Below are 17699 nucleotides of genomic sequence, written 5' to 3' on the forward strand. Positions count from 1 at the left end.
CGGACGAACCCGGACCGCTCGGCAAAATTTGCCTGGGTCGTGGTTAGCGGGCGGTTAACGAATTGGGCGATCGCGGTCCGGGCAGGACGAAACATGCCGGGAGAGTTGCCGGCCCGTTAGGAGATCGGGCCGGATTCTGTTTTCCGCGCCGTGCCGGCGCATTCGCCTCCGACATCGCGTCGGGGCCGGGCCTCGGTCGCGATCCCGCCCGTGAGGTCAAGCCGCGAGCGCGACCGCGTCGACGGCCGCCATCACGTCGCGGGGGGCGGTGTGATGCACCATGTGCCCACAGCCCTCGACCACATGCAGGCTGCTCGTCGGAAGTTCGCGATGGAGGCGTACGGCCTGATCGTCGACATCGACGATCTTGTCTCCGGAGCCTGCCACGATGGCGATCGGCATTTCGAGCTCTCCGTAACGGCCCTGAACCGCCACGGCGTCGGGGATCATCAATGCGGATTCCGCGGCGCTGGCCCTGAGCTGCGATGGCCTGATCGCCATTTCGGACGGGACGCCCGCAAACGTCGCCGCCACCGGCGCGGGACTGAACAGCTTGCGGATCATGGCCGGCCACATCAGGCGCGCGACTGGTGGCGAGACCGTGTAGCGCAGGATGTCGCCGACGAGCGGAACGGCAGGCCCCGACATCAGGACGACGTCGGCGCGAACCGAGGCGTAGTAGTAGCCGCTCTCCAGGATGAGCCCACGGACCATCTCCGGATGGTCGAGAGCCAGCGCGATGGCGACCGATGCGCCCCATGAGTGACCGAGGACGAGGGCGCGGGCCACGCCGATCTGGTGGAGCGCGGAGCGCAGGAGCTCCGCCTGCGCGGCCGGCGTCCAGATCGTGCTGCGCGGACGGTCGCTATAGCCGTAGCCCGGCCTGTCGAAGGCGATGACGCGATAGCTCTTCGCCGCTTCCCTGACAAACCCGCTCGACATGAAGTCCTGGAGCATGCTGCCGTTGCCGTGCAGGAGCACCAGGGGCTCACCTCGTCCGAGCTCGGCGTAATGGACCCGCACCCCGTCGACGTCGATGAGCCGCCCGGTCGGTGGGTTGTCCTTCTCCGCCTGCCGGGCGCGGATACTCACGACGAGAGCCGTCACGCCGAGGGCAGCGGCGCCCAGGCCGGCCAGGGTTGCGGGATGAGTCATGAGCGGGCGATGAGCCATGGGATGCTTCCAGTCGGGGATTGCGCGCAAACGGGGAAGAAGAGCCGTCCATGTTGCGCCGCACCAACGGCAACCGCCCCCGCCGCCTATCGTTCCCCGGATACCTCAGTCAACGACCCCGCAAACGTCGTTTTAACCCGACGATTTACTTGCTAAGCTTAAACCGGAAGGCGTCGATGCGCACGCTTATTGGCTGTCTAAATCTTTCATACGTCTTTACCTTCGGCAGAACCGTCTCTCACGTCGACCACGATCCTGGTGGGTCGGAGGCGACGTTCTCGCTTCACGCCACGTGGAAGCCCTGGGCCCGTCTCGGTCTGCCGGCCGATATGGGAGGACAGCTCCTCGAAGGTGACGTATTGGCTCGGCGGAACGCCCCAAAAAACGAGCGGACCGAAGGAGACCTTCCATGTCGACCAGACGCAGGGTCGTGATCAAGGATCACGGAGCGCCGCAAGTCATGGCTGTCGTGAGCGACGACCTGTCGTCGCCCGGCGGAGGCGAGGTTCAACTACGCCAGACCGCGATCGGCTTCAATTTCATCGATATCTACCAGCGCAGAGGCGCCTATCCCCTCCCACTGCCGACCGGGCTCGGGTTCGAGGCTGCCGGAATCGTCGACGAGACCGGACCGGGCGTCGCCGACATCAAGGTCGGCGATCGGGTCGCCTATATGAACGCCGGCGTCGGCGCCTATGCCGACCGGCGCAACGTCCTAGCGGACAAGCTCGTGGTGCTGCCGGACTCGGTCGGCGACGAGGCCGCCGCCTCGCTCCTCTTCAAGGGCATGACGGCCCAGTACCTTCTCCGGAAGACGCATGCGGTCCAGGCCGGCGACCTCCTGCTGGTCCATTCGGCGGCGGGCGGCGTCGGCCAGATCCTGACCCGGTGGGCCACCGCGCTCGGCGCGACCGTCATCGGCACGACCGGATCTCCGGAAAAGCGCGACGCTGCGCTCGCGGCCGGGTGCAAGGCCGTCGTGGACCTCAACGACCCCGAATGGCCGCAGGCGTTCCTCAAGGCCACGGGCGGACGCAAGGCGCGCGTCGTCTACGACGCGATCGGCAAGGATACCTTGGTCAGGTCTCTCGATTGCGCGGCCCCGTTCGGGCTCGTCGTCTCCTACGGTGCCTCCTCGGGTACCCCACCGGCGATCGAGCCTGAGATGCTGAACAAGAAGGGGTGCCTGTTCCTGACACGGCCCTCGGTCTTCCCCCATAACGCCGATACCGGGATCTTCCGCGCGAACGCGGCCGACCTCTTCGATGCCATCGCCAAAGGGCATGTTCAGGTCGACATCGGCCAGCGTTTTCCGCTCGACCGCGTGGCGGAGGCGCACGAGGCCGCAGAGGCCCGCCGTGTCGTGGGCGCCATCCTGATCCTCCCCTGACCGAGGAAGCCGGCAGGACTGTCACGGAGCGAGAAGAGGCTGCCGAACGAGGGGCCGGCTTCGCTCGTCTGCGTCGACCTTCTGTGGTCGGCGAGCCATCGAACCAAAAAAGGCCTTCGACCGTGATGGTCGAAGGCCTTTCCGCAACTCCGTTTCTGCCGGCTCAGCGCTTCAGCGGCCCGGCCTCGATCACGTCCTCCAGGGTCCGCAGGCCCGCGCGGGGTGCGTTGACGAGGCAGGCCATGTTGCCGGGCGGATGCTGGTTCTTCCACATCTTGGTGTGGGCGTGAGGGATCTTGTCCCAGGGATAGACCTCGCTCATGCAGGGGTCGATGCGCTGGTCGAGCACGAACTGGTTCGCCGCCGAGGCCTGCTTGAGATGGGCGAAATGCGAGCCTTGGATGCGCTTCTGACGCATCCAGACGTAGCGGGCGTCGAAGGTGATGTTGAAGCCCGTCGTGCCGGCGCAGAACACCACCATGCCGCCGCGCTTCACCACCAGCGCCGAGACCGGGAAGGTCGCCTCGCCAGGATGCTCGAACACGATGTCGACGTCGTTGCCCTTGCCGGTGATGTCCCAGATCGCCTTGCCGAACTTGCGCGCTTCCTTGGTCCAGGCGTGGAATTCAGGCGAATTCACCTTCGGCAGCTGCCCCCAGCAGTCGAAATCCTTGCGGTTGATGACGCCCTTGGCGCCCAAGCTCATTACGTAGTCGCGCTTCGACTCGTCCGAGATCACCGCGATGGCGTTGGCGCCCGACGCCGCACAGAGCTGCACGCCGAACACGCCGAGGCCTCCCGACGCGCCCCAGATCAGCACGTTCTGGCCGGGCCGCACGGTGTGGGGGGCGTGGCCGAACAGCATCCGGTAGGCGGTGGCGAGGGTGAGCGTGTAGCAGGCGCCTTCCTCCCAGGTCAGGTGCTTGGGGCGCGGCATGAGCTGGCGCGACTGCACCCGGCAGAACTGCGCGAAGGATCCGTCCCCGGTCTCGTAGCCCCAGATGCGCTGGGACGGCGAGAACATCGGGTCGCCGCCGTTGCACTCCTCGTCGTCGCCGTCGTCCTGGTTGCAGTGGATGATGACCTCGTCGCCGACCTTCCAGCGCTTCACCTTGGCGCCGACCGCCCAGACGATGCCGGAGGCGTCGGAGCCGGCGATGTGGTACTCGGCCTTGTGGACGTCGAAGGGCGAGATCGGCTCGCCCAGGCCCGCCCAGACGCCGTTGTAGTTGATGCCGGCGGCCATGACGTAGACGAGCACCTCGTCGTCGCCGATCGACCAGGTCGGCAGGACCTCGACCTGGAAGGACTCCTCCGGCGGCCCGTGGCGCTCGCGCCGGATCGCCCAGGCATACATCTTGGCCGGCACGTGACCGAGCGGCGGGATCTCGCCGAGTTCGTAGAGGTCCTTGCCCCCGGTCTGATTCAACCCCGCACCTGCCGACATTTTGGCTCTCCTGCCCTGTTCTGAGCCGACCCTATATCGACGAACGGAAGGCGCTCCAAGACCCTAGAAAGTCGATGAAACCCGCCTGTCACAGCATAGAATGCCGTGTCGCGCTCCTTTCCCGCAAGGTATGTAATATTTCAGCGATCTGCCCCTCTGGACCAGAGGGAGAAGCCCATCCAGGAGCAACAGAACGTCAATTCGCTTCATCGTTCAGCGAACAATTTTTCCAAGATTTCCGTCGCCAGCAGCGTGCTCGATCCTTCCGGGCCAGATGACGGGCGGTCACACCTTGGCTAGGGTGCCGCACATCCGGCAGGGCCGCCCTGCGCCACAATTCGTCCAGACGGAGCTACCTGGAATGAGCGCAAACGCGACCGTCGCCGAGGTCAAGCGCGACGAGGAGGTCAAGCGCGACAAGCCTTGGATCATCCGGACCTATGCCGGGCATTCCAACGCCAAGGAGTCGAACGCGCTCTATCGCGGCAACCTCGCCAAGGGCCAGACCGGCCTCTCGGTCGCCTTCGACCTGCCCACGCAGACCGGCTACGATCCCGACCACGAACTGGCGCGGGGCGAAGTCGGCAAGGTCGGCGTCTCGATCGCGCATCTCGGCGACATGCGGGCATTGTTCGACGCCATCCCGCTCAGCCAGATGAACACCTCGATGACGATCAACGCCACGGCGCCGTGGCTGCTCTCGCTCTACCTCGCTGTCGCGGAGGAGCAGGGCGTACCGTTCGCCGGGCTCCAGGGCACCACGCAGAACGACATCATCAAGGAATACCTGTCGCGCGGCACCTACGTGTTCCCGCCCGCACCGAGCCTCCGGCTGACCAAGGACGTGATCCTGTTCACGACCAAGGAGGTGCCGAAGTGGAATCCGATGAACGTCTGCTCCTACCACCTGCAGGAGGCGGGGGCGACGCCGGTGCAGGAACTCTCCTACGCGCTTGCCATCGCCATCGCGGTGCTCGACACCGTGCGCGACGATCCCGAATTCGACGAGGCGAGCTTCGCCGACGTGTTCAGCCGCATCTCGTTCTTCGTGAATGCCGGCATGCGATTCGTCACCGAGATCTGCAAGATGCGCGCATTCTCCGAACTCTGGGACGAGATCGCCCAGGAGCGCTACGGCATCACCGACCCGAAGAAGCGCATCTTTCGCTATGGCGTCCAGGTCAATTCCCTCGGGCTGACGGAGCAGCAGCCCGAGAACAACGTCCACCGCATCCTCATCGAGATGCTCGCGGTCACGCTGTCGAAACGTGCCCGCGCCCGCGCGGTGCAGTTGCCGGCCTGGAACGAGGCGCTCGGGCTGCCCCGGCCCTGGGACCAGCAATGGTCCATGCGCATGCAGCAGATCCTCGCCTTCGAGACGGATCTCCTGGAATACGACGACATCTTCGACGGCTCGACGGTCATCGACGCCAAGGTCGAGGAGCTGAAGACGCAGACCCGGGCGGCGCTGGAACATATCGGCGGCATCGGCGGCGCGGTAGCGGCGGTGGAGACGGGAGCTCTCAAGCGCGCGCTCGTCGAATCCAACGCCAAGCGCATCTCGGCGATCGAGGCCGGCGACCAGGTCGTCGTCGGCGTCAACAAGTTCCAGGCTGGCGAACCTTCGCCGCTGACGGCCGGGGAGGGGGCGATCTTCACGGTCTCCGAGACCGTCGAGATGGAGGCCGAGCAGGGTATCCGCGCCTGGCGCAAAAAGCGCGACAACCGCGCCGTCGACAAGGCCCTCGAAGACCTCGAGGCGGCGGCGCGCTCGGGCGCCAACATCATGCCGGTCTCGATCGCCGCCGCGAAGGCCGGCGTCACCACCGGCGAATGGGGCGGGCGCCTGCGCCAGGTGTTCGGCGAGTACCGCGCGCCCACCGGCGTCACCAGGGAAACGGTCTCGTCGGGGGCGGCGGAGGAGGCCAAGCTCCTCATCGCCGACCTCGGCGACCGATTGGGCGAGCAGCCCAGGATGGTGGTGGGCAAGCCCGGTCTCGACGGCCATTCCAACGGCGCCGAGCAGATCGCGCTCCGCGCCCGCGACGTCGGCTTCGACGTCACCTATGACGGCATTCGCCAGACGCCGGCCGAGATCGTCGCCAAGGCGAAGGAGACCGGCGCCCACGTCGTCGGCCTCTCGATCCTGTCGGGCTCCCATGTGCCGCTGGTGCGCGACGTCAAAGCCCGCATGCGCGAGGCCGGCCTCGATCACGTGCCGGTGGTCGTCGGCGGCATCATCTCGCCGGACGACGAACTCGTGCTCAAGAACATGGGCGTGACGGCGGTCTACACGCCGAAGGACTACATCCTCGACACGATCATGATCGGGATCGCCAAGGTGGTCGGGCGGGCGCTGGACAAGCAGGCTGCCGAGCGCGCCGACGCCGCGGCCGGTGTGGCGGGCTCGACACCGCGCGACGGCGTCGAGAAGGTGTTCTGAGAGCCATCCATCCTCCCCACGGAGGGGAGGGGCTTTCCCCGTTTGTCCCGGACGTGAAGCGGACCACCGTCCCCGATGCCCATCGCGCCGCTCGTCGCTGTTCCGCTGGCCGCCGGCCTGACTGCGCTTCTCATCCTGCTCCTGCGCCCGCTGCTGGTGCGCTACGCCCTGGCCCGGCCGAATGCCCGCTCCAGCCACCGGGTGCCGACGCCGCAGGGCGGTGGCATCGCCATCGTCCTCGCCGTGCTCGTTTCCGGCGCCCTCCTCGCCTTCGCGGGTGCCGGCGTTGCCACGATGGAAGCCCTCGTCCTCGCCCATGCGGCGCTTGCCCTTGCCGTCCTCGGAGCGGTCGACGACGTTCGCCCGCTGCCCGCCTCGTTGCGGCTCGGCTTCCAGGCACTCGTCGTGACGGGTCTCGTCCTCGCGGTCGGCGGCCGTCTCCTGCCGGAGATGCCGCTCCTGCTGGAACGAGCGCTGGCCGTGCTCGCGGGGCTCTGGTTCGTGAACCTCACCAACTTCATGGACGGGCTCGACTGGATGACGGTCGCCGAAGTCGTTCCGGTCTCGGCCGCTCTCGCGCTGTTTGGCTTGTGGGGTGGTCTCGACCCGCTGCCGGTCCTCGCCGCCGCAGCGCTCTTCGGGGCGCTGCTCGGGTTCGCCCCGTTCAATCGGCCCGTGGCCAAACTCTTCCTCGGGGACGTGGGGTCGCTGCCGATCGGGCTCCTCGTCGCCTGGTTGCTTTATCGCCTCGCGCTGCACGGCGCGTTTGCGGCGGCCGTCCTCCTGCCCCTCTACTATCTTGCCGACGCGACCTTGACCCTCCTGGGCCGGGCTGCGCGGGGCGAGCGGGTCTGGGAGGCGCACCGGGGCCACTACTACCAACGCGCCACGGTCAACGGCCTGACGGTGATGGCGGTGGTGGCGCGGGTCTTCCTCCTCAATCTGTGGCTGGCGGCACTTGCGGGCATGACCTTGTTTTGGCCGTCCTGGCCCGTCACCGTCGCGGCCTTGATCGCGGGCGCCGGCGCGGTGGCGCTGGTCTTGCGGGGATTCTCGCGGCCCCGCGATGTCGCCCCCGGACGGCAAGAGGGCATGCGGCTTTGAGCGGACAGTTCATCGCGCTCACCGGAGCCACCGGCTTCATCGGGCGCCATCTCCTGCGCAGCCTGTCGGCGCAGGGATACCGCGTGCGCGTGCTGCTGCGGCGGCCGGTGGAGCTTCCGCCCGGCGCGAGCGGCGCTGTCGTCGGTGATCTGACCCGGCCGATGAACATGGCCGCCGCGCTGGCCGATGTCGACGCGGTCGTCCACTCCGCGGGACTGGCCCATGCCATGTCCGGCACGCCCGAGGACGACTACCGAGCCTCGAATACCGATGCGACGCGGCGGCTGGGCGAGGCTGCCGCCAGGGCCAGGGTCCGCCGTTTCGTCTTTCTGTCATCGATCAGGGCTCAGACGGGCCCAAGCGCTCAGGGGATCGTGGCTGAGACCGACGTCGCCGCGCCCACCGATGCCTATGGCCGCTCCAAGCTCGATGCCGAGACGGCCCTCTCCGAGATCGGGCTCGATTGGGTCGCCCTGCGTCCGGTGCTGGTGTACGGCGAAGGCGTGAAAGGCAACATGGCCGCCCTCATGCGGCTGGCCGCTTCTCCCTATCCCCTACCTCTCGGGAGCATCGCGGGACGCCGGTCGCTGGTCTCGCTCGACAGCCTGTCCGACGCCGTCGTGACGGTTCTGAGGGCACCGGAACGCCTGTCGAGCCCGCTCATCCTCGCCGAGCCCGATCCCCTGACCCTTCCGCAGATGGTCGCGGCCCTGCGGAGGGGGCTCGGGCGACGCCCCGGGACGATACCTTGCCCGACGGCCCTCATCGACATCGCCTGTCGCCTCGCGGGACGACACGAGGCTTTCGCCCGCATCGCGACGGACCTCGTCGCCCGGTCCGATGGCCTCTCGGCGCTCGGATGGGTTCCGCGCACAACCAGTCGTGACGGTCTTGCGTCCCTCGCCCGCTCGACGCTCGACGACGCCGCGGCTGGCCGGTAGCCCGATGCCGATCGGGTCAGGCCGGGGCGGCAGCCGGCCCCTGGACCCGGATCTGCGGTGAGCACGAGATCGTCTCGGGTCGTGCGGCAGGTGTGTCGCGGAGCCGAAAATCCGGGATCGCCTCCTCGAAGACCGCCTCCGCCGCCGCCCGGTCGCCCGAATTCACGGCCGCGTGCAGACGCGCGATCCATCCGTCGAGCACGAGTCGGTCGGCAAAGACGGGCTTGGCCGCCATGACGCCATCGATGCCGTCGAGCGACAAGCGGGGCTCTTCCCGCGCGAACAGGATCTCGTTCAGGCGCTCACCGCGGCGCGTGCCCGTGACCTCGATCTCGATGTCCTCTCCGGGCTCGAAGCCGGCGAGCCGGATCATGCGCTCGGCGAGATCGCGGATGCGCACGGGCTGACCCATCTTGAGGACGTAGACGGCCGCGCGCTGGTCCGGCCCCGCGGCTTCGAGCGCCCGCCCCTCGTGGTCGGCATGGGACGCTGCCGTGAGCACGAGGTCGGCGGCTTCGCGCACGGTCATGAAGTACCGGACCATGTCGGGATGAGTTACGGTCACCGGGCCGCCGCGGGCGATCTGCGCCTTGAAGACCGGCACCACCGAGCCGACCGAGCCGAGCACGTTCCCGAAGCGCACCGCGATCAGGCGAGTCGGTTCTGCATCCGGCCGCGCCGATTGCGCGGCATCGTAGGCCTGCGCCACCATCTCGGCGAAGCGCTTGGTGACGCCGAGCTGCGAGACCGGCTCGATCGCCTTGTCGGTGGAGATCATCACCATGGCGCGCGCCCGGACGGCGATCGTCGCCTGCGCCACGTTGATCGAGCCGAAGACGTTGGTCTTGATCCCTTCGGTCCAGTCACGCTCGAGATAGGGCACCTGCTTCAGGGCGGCGGCATGAAAGACGTAGTCGGGCCGGAACTCCCGCAAGACGTCGTGCAGACGTTCGGCGTCACGGATATCGGCGAGCGCGCCCGTGACTTCGGCGTCGGCATCGAGGATGGCGGGCTGGTTGAGCACGCCGTGGAGCGCCGGTTCCGAACTTTCCACGACGAGAACGGCGCTGGCGCCGAAGGCGACGGCGCGGACGCAGATCTCGGCACCGATCGATCCGCCGCCGCCGGTCACGACGACCCGCGAGCCGGCCAGGAAACGCTCCAATCGCGGCCGGTCGATCTCCACGGCGGGACGCAGCAACAGGTCCTCGATCTCGAGGGGCGCGAGTTCGGTGTCGCGCATGCCGTCACCCAGGCTGGTGGCGCGGGACAGGGGCAAGCCGAGCCTTCGGGCGCGGGCGATGAGGTCGTCGGGCTCTGCCTCCGGTGCCAAGGCACTCGGGGTCGCCACCAGGCGCCGGACCGGCGTCCCCCGCTCCGCCAGACCGGCGACGACCCCTTCGAGATCGCTAAACCCTCCGAGAACGGGAACGCCGCGCATGATCTGGCCGGCCTCGTCGGCGCGCGGCGACAGGATGCCCTTGGGCGCGAGGCGGCGGATCGAGCCGGCCTCGATCGCCCGGAGGATGATCTCGATGTCGGAGCCACGGCCAAGGAGGAGGGTGGGCGTCGACGGGTTGCGGGCCTGTACCTGACGCGAGCGGGCGTATTTGAAATATCGGAACGCGAGCCGCATGCCCCCGAGCAGGAAGACCTGCAGCACCCAATACAGCCCGATCGCGATCTTCCCGAAGAAGTAGAATCCGTACATCGTCGAGGAGACGAGCACGTAGTCGATCACCAGGAGGGTGAGTGCGAGCACGCTCGCTGCGCGCACGATCCCGGCAAGATCCGGCAGCGACGCGAAGCGCCACTTCGTCCGGTAGAGCTTGAACCGCGCGTAGACGAAGCCGGCGAAGAGGACGAAAGGCGGAAGCAGCAGCGGCAACGCGTGCAGCCGCTCGGCGAGAAGGACGCCGTCGAAGCGGAACACGAAGGTGAGGATCACGGCCAGCGCGGTCGCCACAAGATCGTGGGCGATCATCACCGCCAGTTTGTAAGTACGCTGCTGCATGGGCCGCCCGGCCGGCGGTATCGGCGCGGCATCGGGCGATGTCAACGCGGGCGCCTAGTCTTCCGCGCGTTGCGGCTTGCCGGCCAGCGAAACGTAGAAGCCGAGCCCATCCCCTGCCGGCAGGGTCTGAAGACGCTCGACCCAGCCCCTGCGCTTGGCATCGAGGAGCAGGCGACCCGTGGGCTGGAACAGGGTCTCGCCGCCGCCCTCGGGAGGCGGATCGAGGCGGATCGCCACGGTCTTGCCTTTCGCGAAACGGCTGCGCTCGATCATCTCTTTCAGCGAGGCCTCGGCCGTCGGGCGATTGGTGCCGCGCAGGTCGAGCACAGATTCGGCGTCGGTGACGCCCAGGGAACCGCGCAGCTTGTCGGCATAGACATCTTCGAAATGTGGCAAGGCAGAACCTGGTGCAGGCGTTCAGGGCGAAGCGGCGGCTCGCAAGACGATATTTGTGTACACGTCGCGGACCGCGACGGCAGCGCCGAGTTCGGGCAAATCGACGACTCCATCGAGACCGACCACCTCCCGGTCCCGCCCCTGCGGGTCGCGACGGGCGAACACCTCGATCCGGGTCTCGCGCGGAACCGCCACTGCCATCGCGGATGCTCCCGTTCAGGCCGCCATGGTATCACGGCCGGAACCGCCCGCAACGGCGGACGGCTCCGTGCGCAAAGTCGATCAGCCGTGCACCAGCACGTTGCGGAACTGCCAGGGGTCGCTCTCGTCGATGTCCTCGGGGAACAGTCCCGGACGTCCTGTGAGCGGGGTCCAGTCGGTGTAGACGCCGACGACCGGGCCAAGATACGGCATCTGCACGTCGAGGCAGCGGCGGAAGTCCATCTCGTCGGCCTCGACAATGCCGGCTTCCGGGTTCTCCAGCGCCCAGACCATGCCGGCGAGCACCGCCGAGGTCACCTGAAGGCCCGTGGCGTTCTGGTAGGGCGCGATGCGGCGCGTCTCCTCGATCGAGAGCTGCGAGCCGAACCAGTAGGCGTTCTTGGCGTGGCCGTAGAGGAGCACGCCGAGCTCGTCGATGCCGTCGACGATCTCGGTCTCGTCCAGGATGTGGTGCGTCTCCTGCACGACCGCAGCATTGCCGAACATCTCATGAAGCGAGAGCACGGCGTCGCCCGCCGGATGGTAGGCGTAGTGGCAGGTCGGCCGGTAGGCGGCGCGCTCGCCTTCGAGCACGGTGTAGTAGTCCGAGATCGAGATCGCCTCGTTATGGGTCACGAGGAAACCGAACTGCGACTGCGCAGTCGGCGTCCACGAGCGCACGCGGGTGTCGGCGCCCGGCTGGAGCAGGTAGATCGCGCAGCGCGAGCCGCTCGTTTGCTCGCGGGCATTGTCGGGCTTCCAGGTCTCGTGGGTGCCCCAGCCGAGCTCGGCCGGCTGGTTGCCCTCGGAGACGAAGCCCTCCACCGACCAGGTGTTGACGAACACGCCCTGTGGCTTCGGGGTCTTGGCGCGCTGGGTGTCGCGCTCGGCGATGTGGATGCCCTTGACGCCGACCTCGCGCATCAGCGCCGCCCACTCGGCGCGGGACTTCGGCTCGGGCGCCGACAGGCCGAGATCCGCGGCGACGTTGAGAAGGCCCTGCTTCACGAACCAGGACACCATGCCGGGATTGGCGCCACAGCAGGACACCGCGGTCGTCCCGCCGGGTGCCGCGGTGCGGGCGTCGAGGATGTCTTGGCGCAGGGCGTAGTTGGTGCGGTCGCCCTGGCTCTTCGACTTGTCGAAATAGAAACCCGGCCAGGGCTCGGCTACGGTATCGATGTAGAGGCATCCGAGCTCGCGGCAGAGCTCCAGGATGGCGCGGGAAGAGGTATCGACGGACACGTTCACGCAGAAGCCCTGGCCGCCGCCCTCGGTGAGAAGCGGAGTCAGGACATCGCGGTAGTTCTCCCGGGTGAGCGCCACCTGCTCGAAGCGCAGGCCGTGCTTGTCGGCAAGCGCCCTGTGCGCGTCCGAGGGCTCGATCACGGTGAAGCGGGCCTTGTCGTACTCGAAGTGGCGCTCGATCAGCGGAAGGGTGCCGCGGCCGATTGATCCGAAGCCGATCATCACGATAGGGCCGCTGATGCGACCATGCACCGGCCAGGAGGGGGTGGAGTCGGTCATGGCGCGGACAATCCTTCTGCTTCTCTCCGAATCCGGAGTTCGCCGACTTAGCCGGCGGGAATGACGAATGAGCGACGGGCTCAGTGGAGGCCCCGCCGCCGGCGGTCAACCGCGGTCACGCCGATGCCGACGCAATCGCGACCGGTCTATGAAGCGACTGCATGGCGGTCCCGCGGTGTCGGGCGGTTGCGGGTCGGAGGGTCATGGACCGATATTGCACTGCAACAAAGCGGTGACCGAACCGGAACCCGCTCAGCAGCAGACCATGCTGGCAGTCCTTGCATCCACCTTTCCGAAGCCTGTCGAAGAGGTCGTCGATCGCGACCCGGGTATCCTCACCCTCGCCGCCGCCCTCCTCAACGCTTGGCATCGACACCAAGAGCGTGTGATGCGGCGGCGCGGTGACGCCGCCTAATCAGGCCGCTTCTCGTCGCGCCACCCGCTCCTCGGTTCTGACGTCCCATGCTCCGGTCGCCCGCAGGGTGCCGGTGGCGCCGTCGAGGGTGCCGCGGCGCAAGTTGAGTCCAAGGAAACGAGCACGCTCGAACGGACCCGGCATGGCCAGACCCTCGACCAGGGAACCGGAAAAGCCGAACCGCGCATAATACGGTGCGTCGCCGATGAGCAATACGCCACCGTGGCCAAGGGCTTCGGCCCTCGCCAGAGCCGTCCACATCAGCCTGGTGCCGAGACCGCAACCCTGAAGCGCGGGATCGACCGCCTGAGGCCCGAGGAGCAACGCGGCACGGCTGCGCCCGGCTTCCACGTGCCAGAGCCGCAATGTGCCGACGATGCGGCCGCTCCTCTCCGCCGAGAAGGCAAGGCCGTCGGCCGGAAGCCGGCCCGCGCGCAGGCGCTCGCTGGTCTTGGCGATTCGGCCCAGACCGAAGCAGGCATCGAGGAGCCGCTCGCGGGCAACGACGTCGCCGAACTGTTCCTGACGGATCTCGATCACGGCCCAAGCCTTCCCATGGTCTGGCGGGAGACGAAACAAACCGCGCGGCGGCCCGTTCCGGGGCCGTCCGTCCGGGCTCGGTCGATCCCGCGGGCAAGCCCGCGGGGGCATCGCGTCAGATCACGTATTGCTGCAGGGGCGGGAAGCCGTTGAACGCCACTGCCGCATAGGTGGTGGTGTAGGCGCCGGCACCCTCGATAAGCACCTTGTCGCCGATGGAGAGCGAGATCGGCAGCGGGTAGGGCACCTTCTCGTAGAGCACGTCGGCGGAATCGCAGGTCGGCCCGGCGAGCACGCAAGGGCTCATGCGGTCCTCGTCGTGGTCGGTGCGGATCGCGTAGCGGATCGACTCGTCCATGGTCTCGGCGAGCCCTCCGAACTTGCCGATGTCGAGATAGACCCAGCGAACCTCGTCCTCGGCGTCGGACTTCTTCGACACCAGCACGACCTCGGCCTCGATCATGCCGGCATTACCGACCATGCCGCGGCCCGGCTCGATGATGGTCTCGGGGAGCTGATTGCCGAAATGCTTGGTGAGCGCGCGGAAGATCGCGTCGCCGTAGGATTCCACGCCGGGCACCGCCTTGAGGTACTTGGTCGGGAAGCCGCCGCCGAGATTGACCATCGCGAGCGCGATGCCGCGATCGGCGCATTCGCGGAAGATCATGGCGGCGGAGGCGAGCGCGCCGTCCCAGGCGCCGGTGTTCCCCTGCTGCGAGCCGACGTGGAAGGAGACGCCATAGGCGGTCAGCCCCTGCCGATAGGCGTGCTCCAGCACGTCCAAGGCCATCTCGGGTATGCAGCCGAACTTGCGCGACAGCGGCCATTCGGCCCCGGCGCCGTCGCAGAGGATGCGGCAGAACACCTGAACGTCGGCGAGGTCCACGTTGGCGGCGTCAGCCGCGCGGGCGACCTTCTCGACCTCGGCCTCGCAATCGACGGCAAACAGGCGCACGCCGAGCTTGAGCGCGCGCCCGATGCAGCGCTCCTTCTTGATGGTGTTGCCGAACGAGATGCGGTCGGCGGTGGCGCCGCTGGCGAGGGCCATCTCGACCTCGACCACGGAGGCGGTGTCGAAGCAGGAGCCCATCTCGGCAAGCAGACGCAACACTTCCGGCGCCGGATTCGCCTTGACCGCGTAGAACACGCGCGTGTCGGGGAGAGCGCGGCTGAAAGCGGTGTAGTTGTCACGCACGACATCGAGGTCGAGAACCATGACGGGGCCTTCGTCTTGGCCCATGTCGCGGCGAGCGCGCAGGAAGTCGCGGATGCGATCGGTCATGACGTTTCCAACCCACAGGTTCGCAGGCGCCCTCACGCGGGACGCGTTGTCGAAATCTGGACGGCACGCAGCCGTCCGGCGTCTGGGGGCGCTGCGTCGCGACGCGTCGCGTGCTTTGGAGACACGCGTCGATCGCGGGCGCGAGAGCACCCGGAAGCTGCCGTGGATTGGTAAGGGTTCCCTACCGCACGCCGGGCAAAGAGAAACAAGCCTCTTCGGTGCCGGCCTTTGGAGGGCCGACGAGACCAAAAAAGCCCGTTCGTCGTTGCTTTAAGCTGCGTCCCCCGTGGAGAGCGGGGTTCGCCGGTTTCGCCTCCGGCTGCCGGTTGTTGTCGGGGTCCGGTGTTGCCACCTGGATGCCGGCCGGAGGGGATCCACCCTCTCAACCATCGATCCTTTAAGACCCCTGGCGGCTGTCCGGCAGTTGGCCGGATGCCCACCAACCGACACGCGGCCACAGGCACGTGCGAAATTGGGCAAGAGCGATATACGGGCGGCCCGTTTCCGTCACAAGGACAAACAGCCGGCTCAGCACAAAAAATCCTCGTCCCGGGGTCGCCTGTTGCAGAAACGCCGCGCCTTCGGGTTAGGCCTTCCCAAGCGAGGTCGGACGGGTCATCAAGCCGCCATGACAGCCGGGACCCCATCCCGGGACCCGGCGATCCCCCGGGGGCCGTTACCAGAGCCCAGGACCATGACCGTGCAAACCCGCTCCGCCGCCGCCAAGGAGAGGACTACGCTGCCGGTCACGTCACGCGCGTCCGCACCGACGATCCGTCTCGCGACGCCGGACGACCTCGATGCTTTAGTCGCACTGGAATACGCGGCCTTCGCCAGCGACCAGGCCGAACGCCGGGCGATCCGCCACGCCATCCGCTCCGGCAGCATGACGGTGCTGGTGGCTCTGGCGGAAGACGGACCGGGCTCGGAAATCCTTGTGGCGGCGGCGACGCTCGAGCGGCGGCGCGGCACGCGCAGCTCGCGTCTCTCGTCGATCGCGGTCTCGCCGACCCGCACGGGGTCCGGGCTCGGCGGCATCATGCTCGAAGCTGCGGAAACGGATGCCCGCTCCCACGGCTGCACGGCCCTGCGCCTGGAGGTCCGCGCCGACAACGGTGCCGGCATCCGACTGTACGAGCGCCACGGCTACGTCCGCTTCGCCGTCATCCCGGATTACTACGAGGACGGGATGGAAGCCTGGCGCTACGAGAAGGCGCTCTAGAGGCCCTCTCCCCTAGCAGGGGAGAGGGACGAGATTGACAGGATCAATCGCAGCTTTCCTTGGTGACCGACTTACGGTCGCCGACCTCGTTCTCCTTGGTCACGGTCTTGGTGCGGCAGCCATCGCTGGTCTCGCGGCGCTCGACGGTCTTGGACTCGGACGAGGGCCGATCGACGACGACGCGATCGGGGCCGCCACGCTCGATGACGGTGGTCTGAGCCTGGGCGGCGGAGACGCCCGAGAGGGCCAACACGGCAACGGCTAGGATTGAATAACGCATGCATCTCTCCATCAGGATGTTGCGCCGTAACGACGCGAGAGCCCGTACCGTTCCGGTTTGTCTCGCGTCGGATTGCGGAATTCGTCCAGGGGCCGTCGCATGCGGCTTTCGGATGATCGGAAGGGTAATGCGCTTCCCCTCTCCCCGCCCGGCGGGGAGAGGGGGCTGGTCTACCCCTCGATCTTCGAGAAATCCGCGACTGCGCGCGTCGCTGCGCGTAGGGCGTTGAGGAGGGAGAGGCGGTTTTCGCGCAGGCGCGGGTCGTCGGCGTTGACGGTCACCGTTCCGAAGAATGCATCGACCGGCGCGCGCAGAGTCGAGAGCGCCCGCATCGCGCCGGCAAAGTCTTCCGCCGCCACCGCCGCAGACGCTGCCTCCCGTGCGGCCGTCAGAGCGTCGGACAGAGCGCGCTCCTCTGTCTCGCCGGAATCCGCGATCAGAGCCCGGTCCGGCTCGGCCTCGTAGGTTCGGCCGTCCTTCTTCTCCTCGATGCGCAGGATGTTGGCCGCGCGCTTGTAGCCGGCGAGCAAGTTCCTGCCGTCGTCGGTGTCGAGGAATTGTCCGAGGACTTCGACGCGACGGACCACCATGAGGAGGTCGTCCTGGCCCGGAAGGGAGAAGACGGCGTCGATGAGGTCGTGCCGGGCGCCTTGGTCGCGGAGGTAGACTTTGAGGCGGTCAGCGAAAAATGAGAGAAGATCGGCTTCCATCGGATCGACGATGGACTCCTCGCTCGCGGATTTCTGAGCGCGTGCCAGGTCTTCGTCTGAAAGGCCGGCGATATCGAGAATCACGACCTTCCGAAGACCGTGAGCATGGAACGCCTCGTCGAACACGGCCTTGACGAGCGGCAAGCGTAGATCGTTTTCGAGAATGAGCCGAATGACTCCAAGCGCCGCACGCCGAAGAGCATAGGGATCCTTGCTCCCAGTCGGCTTCTCATTGATCGACCAGAACCCTGCTAGGATGTCGAGCTTGTCCGCCAGAGCCAACGCGACGGAAACCGCCCCCGTGGGCACACAATCAGTCGGGCCAACGGGCTTGTAATGTTCCTCGATCGCTGCGGCGACGCTCGGATCCTCGCCCTGCAAGGCCGCGTACTTTCGGCCCATGAGACCCTGAAGTTCGGGAAATTCACCGACCATCTCGGTGACCAGATCGGTTTTTGCGAGCTTGGCAGCCCGCTCGATGAGCATTGGATCGGCTTGAATAAAGTCCGTCAGATGCCTAGCGAGCTTTGCGGTGCGCTGCACCCGCTCGCCCTGCGTCCCGAGCTTCTCGTGGAACACGATGGTGTCGAGCTTGCCCAGCCGGTCTTCGAGCT

The 17699-nt window shown here is 67.4% G+C and carries 15 protein-coding genes; 5 read left to right on the top strand and 10 right to left on the bottom strand.

All coding sequences use genetic code 11. The features are described 5' to 3' along the window. Positions 1 to 216: 216 nt before the first annotated feature. Entirely contained in the window at positions 217 to 1173 is a 957-nt protein-coding gene (locus ACFE7U_RS00125) for an alpha/beta fold hydrolase (protein ID WP_375407694.1), read from the bottom strand. 409 nt (positions 1174 to 1582) lie between these two features. Between ACFE7U_RS00125 and ACFE7U_RS00130 the strand changes: the two genes are divergently transcribed. Beyond that, entirely contained in the window at positions 1583 to 2563 is a 981-nt protein-coding gene (locus tag ACFE7U_RS00130) for a quinone oxidoreductase (protein WP_375407695.1), read from the top strand. Positions 2564 to 2726: 163 nt separating this feature from the next. On the opposite strand, the gene ccrA is transcribed toward ACFE7U_RS00130, so the two are convergent. Further along, a complete protein-coding gene (ccrA, locus tag ACFE7U_RS00135) occupies positions 2727 to 4010 on the bottom strand; it encodes a crotonyl-CoA carboxylase/reductase (protein ID WP_375407696.1) in 1284 nt (427 codons plus the stop codon). A gap of 361 nt (positions 4011 to 4371) precedes the next feature. Here ccrA and ACFE7U_RS00140 point away from each other — a divergent pair, with 361 nt between their 5' ends. The 3 genes from ACFE7U_RS00140 (at position 4372) to ACFE7U_RS00150 (ending at position 8498) form a co-directional block, all read left to right on the top strand. After that, complete coding sequence (locus tag ACFE7U_RS00140) at positions 4372 to 6453, top strand: protein meaA (RefSeq protein ID WP_375407697.1); 2082 nt, start codon at positions 4372 to 4374, stop codon at positions 6451 to 6453. A gap of 75 nt (positions 6454 to 6528) precedes the next feature. Further along, the gene (locus tag ACFE7U_RS00145; RefSeq protein ID WP_375407698.1) at positions 6529 to 7557 is read left to right on the top strand and encodes a glycosyl transferase; all 1029 of its coding nucleotides are present in this window, start codon (positions 6529 to 6531) and stop codon (positions 7555 to 7557) included. Next, positions 7554 to 8498: an NAD-dependent epimerase/dehydratase family protein gene (locus ACFE7U_RS00150; protein ID WP_375407699.1), complete on the top strand. Its 945-nt coding sequence runs from the start codon at positions 7554 to 7556 to the stop codon at positions 8496 to 8498. The genes ACFE7U_RS00145 and ACFE7U_RS00150 overlap by 4 nt, the downstream gene beginning before the upstream one ends. A 16-nt stretch (positions 8499 to 8514) precedes the next feature. Here ACFE7U_RS00150 and ACFE7U_RS00155 read toward each other — a convergent pair whose 3' ends face one another. The 6 genes from ACFE7U_RS00155 to ACFE7U_RS00180 form a co-directional block, all read right to left on the bottom strand. Next, on the bottom strand, positions 8515 to 10512 hold the full coding sequence (locus ACFE7U_RS00155) for an SDR family NAD(P)-dependent oxidoreductase (protein ID WP_375407700.1): 1998 nt from the start codon (positions 10510 to 10512) through the stop codon (positions 8515 to 8517). A gap of 54 nt (positions 10513 to 10566) precedes the next feature. Next, positions 10567 to 10908, bottom strand: a complete 342-nt coding sequence (locus ACFE7U_RS00160; RefSeq protein ID WP_375407701.1) for a hypothetical protein — start codon at positions 10906 to 10908, stop codon at positions 10567 to 10569. Between the two features lie 21 nt (positions 10909 to 10929). After that, complete coding sequence (locus ACFE7U_RS00165) at positions 10930 to 11109, bottom strand: hypothetical protein (protein WP_375407702.1); 180 nt, start codon at positions 11107 to 11109, stop codon at positions 10930 to 10932. 81 nt (positions 11110 to 11190) lie between these two features. Next, positions 11191 to 12636 (bottom strand): homospermidine synthase, encoded by a 1446-nt coding sequence (locus ACFE7U_RS00170; RefSeq protein ID WP_375407703.1) that lies wholly within the window; start codon positions 12634 to 12636, stop codon positions 11191 to 11193. Between the two features lie 415 nt (positions 12637 to 13051). Further along, on the bottom strand, positions 13052 to 13591 hold the full coding sequence (locus tag ACFE7U_RS00175) for a GNAT family N-acetyltransferase (protein ID WP_375407704.1): 540 nt from the start codon (positions 13589 to 13591) through the stop codon (positions 13052 to 13054). 115 nt (positions 13592 to 13706) lie between these two features. Further along, positions 13707 to 14873, bottom strand: coding sequence for a type III PLP-dependent enzyme (locus tag ACFE7U_RS00180; protein WP_375407705.1), 1167 nt, complete (start codon positions 14871 to 14873; stop codon positions 13707 to 13709). A gap of 694 nt (positions 14874 to 15567) precedes the next feature. On the opposite strand from ACFE7U_RS00180, the gene ACFE7U_RS00185 reads away from it, so the two are divergent. Then, a complete protein-coding gene (locus ACFE7U_RS00185) occupies positions 15568 to 16095 on the top strand; it encodes a GNAT family N-acetyltransferase (protein WP_375407706.1) in 528 nt (175 codons plus the stop codon). Positions 16096 to 16138: 43 nt separating this feature from the next. Here the strand turns inward: ACFE7U_RS00185 and ACFE7U_RS00190 are convergent, their stop codons facing one another. Both ACFE7U_RS00190 and glyS read right to left on the bottom strand, forming a co-directional pair. Beyond that, positions 16139 to 16375, bottom strand: coding sequence for a hypothetical protein (locus ACFE7U_RS00190; RefSeq protein WP_375407707.1), 237 nt, complete (start codon positions 16373 to 16375; stop codon positions 16139 to 16141). A gap of 170 nt (positions 16376 to 16545) precedes the next feature. After that, positions 16546 to 17699 (bottom strand): glycine--tRNA ligase subunit beta (glyS, locus tag ACFE7U_RS00195; protein WP_375407708.1); only part of this gene is annotated, 1154 nt, incomplete at its 5' end.

This window comes from uncultured Methylobacterium sp. (assembly GCF_964251405.1).
Lineage (GTDB): Bacteria > Pseudomonadota > Alphaproteobacteria > Rhizobiales > Beijerinckiaceae > Methylobacterium.

Bases quoted from the DNA above. Each gene is read 5' to 3' on its own strand.
- ACFE7U_RS00130 (WP_375407695.1), top strand. From the start codon at position 1,583: ATGTCGACCAGACGCAGGGTCGTGATCAAGGATCACGGAGCGCCGCAA.
- ACFE7U_RS00190 (WP_375407707.1), bottom strand. From the start codon at position 16,375: ATGCGTTATTCAATCCTAGCCGTTGCCGTGTTGGCCCTCTCGGGCGTC.
- ACFE7U_RS00170 (WP_375407703.1), bottom strand. From the start codon at position 12,636: ATGACCGACTCCACCCCCTCCTGGCCGGTGCATGGTCGCATCAGCGGC.
- ACFE7U_RS00185 (WP_375407706.1), top strand. From the start codon at position 15,568: ATGACCGTGCAAACCCGCTCCGCCGCCGCCAAGGAGAGGACTACGCTG.
- ACFE7U_RS00155 (WP_375407700.1), bottom strand. From the start codon at position 10,512: ATGCAGCAGCGTACTTACAAACTGGCGGTGATGATCGCCCACGATCTT.
- ACFE7U_RS00125 (WP_375407694.1), bottom strand. From the start codon at position 1,173: ATGGCTCATCGCCCGCTCATGACTCATCCCGCAACCCTGGCCGGCCTG.
- ccrA (WP_375407696.1), bottom strand. From the start codon at position 4,010: ATGTCGGCAGGTGCGGGGTTGAATCAGACCGGGGGCAAGGACCTCTAC.
- ACFE7U_RS00165 (WP_375407702.1), bottom strand. From the start codon at position 11,109: ATGGCAGTGGCGGTTCCGCGCGAGACCCGGATCGAGGTGTTCGCCCGT.
- ACFE7U_RS00145 (WP_375407698.1), top strand. From the start codon at position 6,529: ATGCCCATCGCGCCGCTCGTCGCTGTTCCGCTGGCCGCCGGCCTGACT.
- ACFE7U_RS00140 (WP_375407697.1), top strand. From the start codon at position 4,372: ATGAGCGCAAACGCGACCGTCGCCGAGGTCAAGCGCGACGAGGAGGTC.
- ACFE7U_RS00180 (WP_375407705.1), bottom strand. From the start codon at position 14,873: ATGACCGATCGCATCCGCGACTTCCTGCGCGCTCGCCGCGACATGGGC.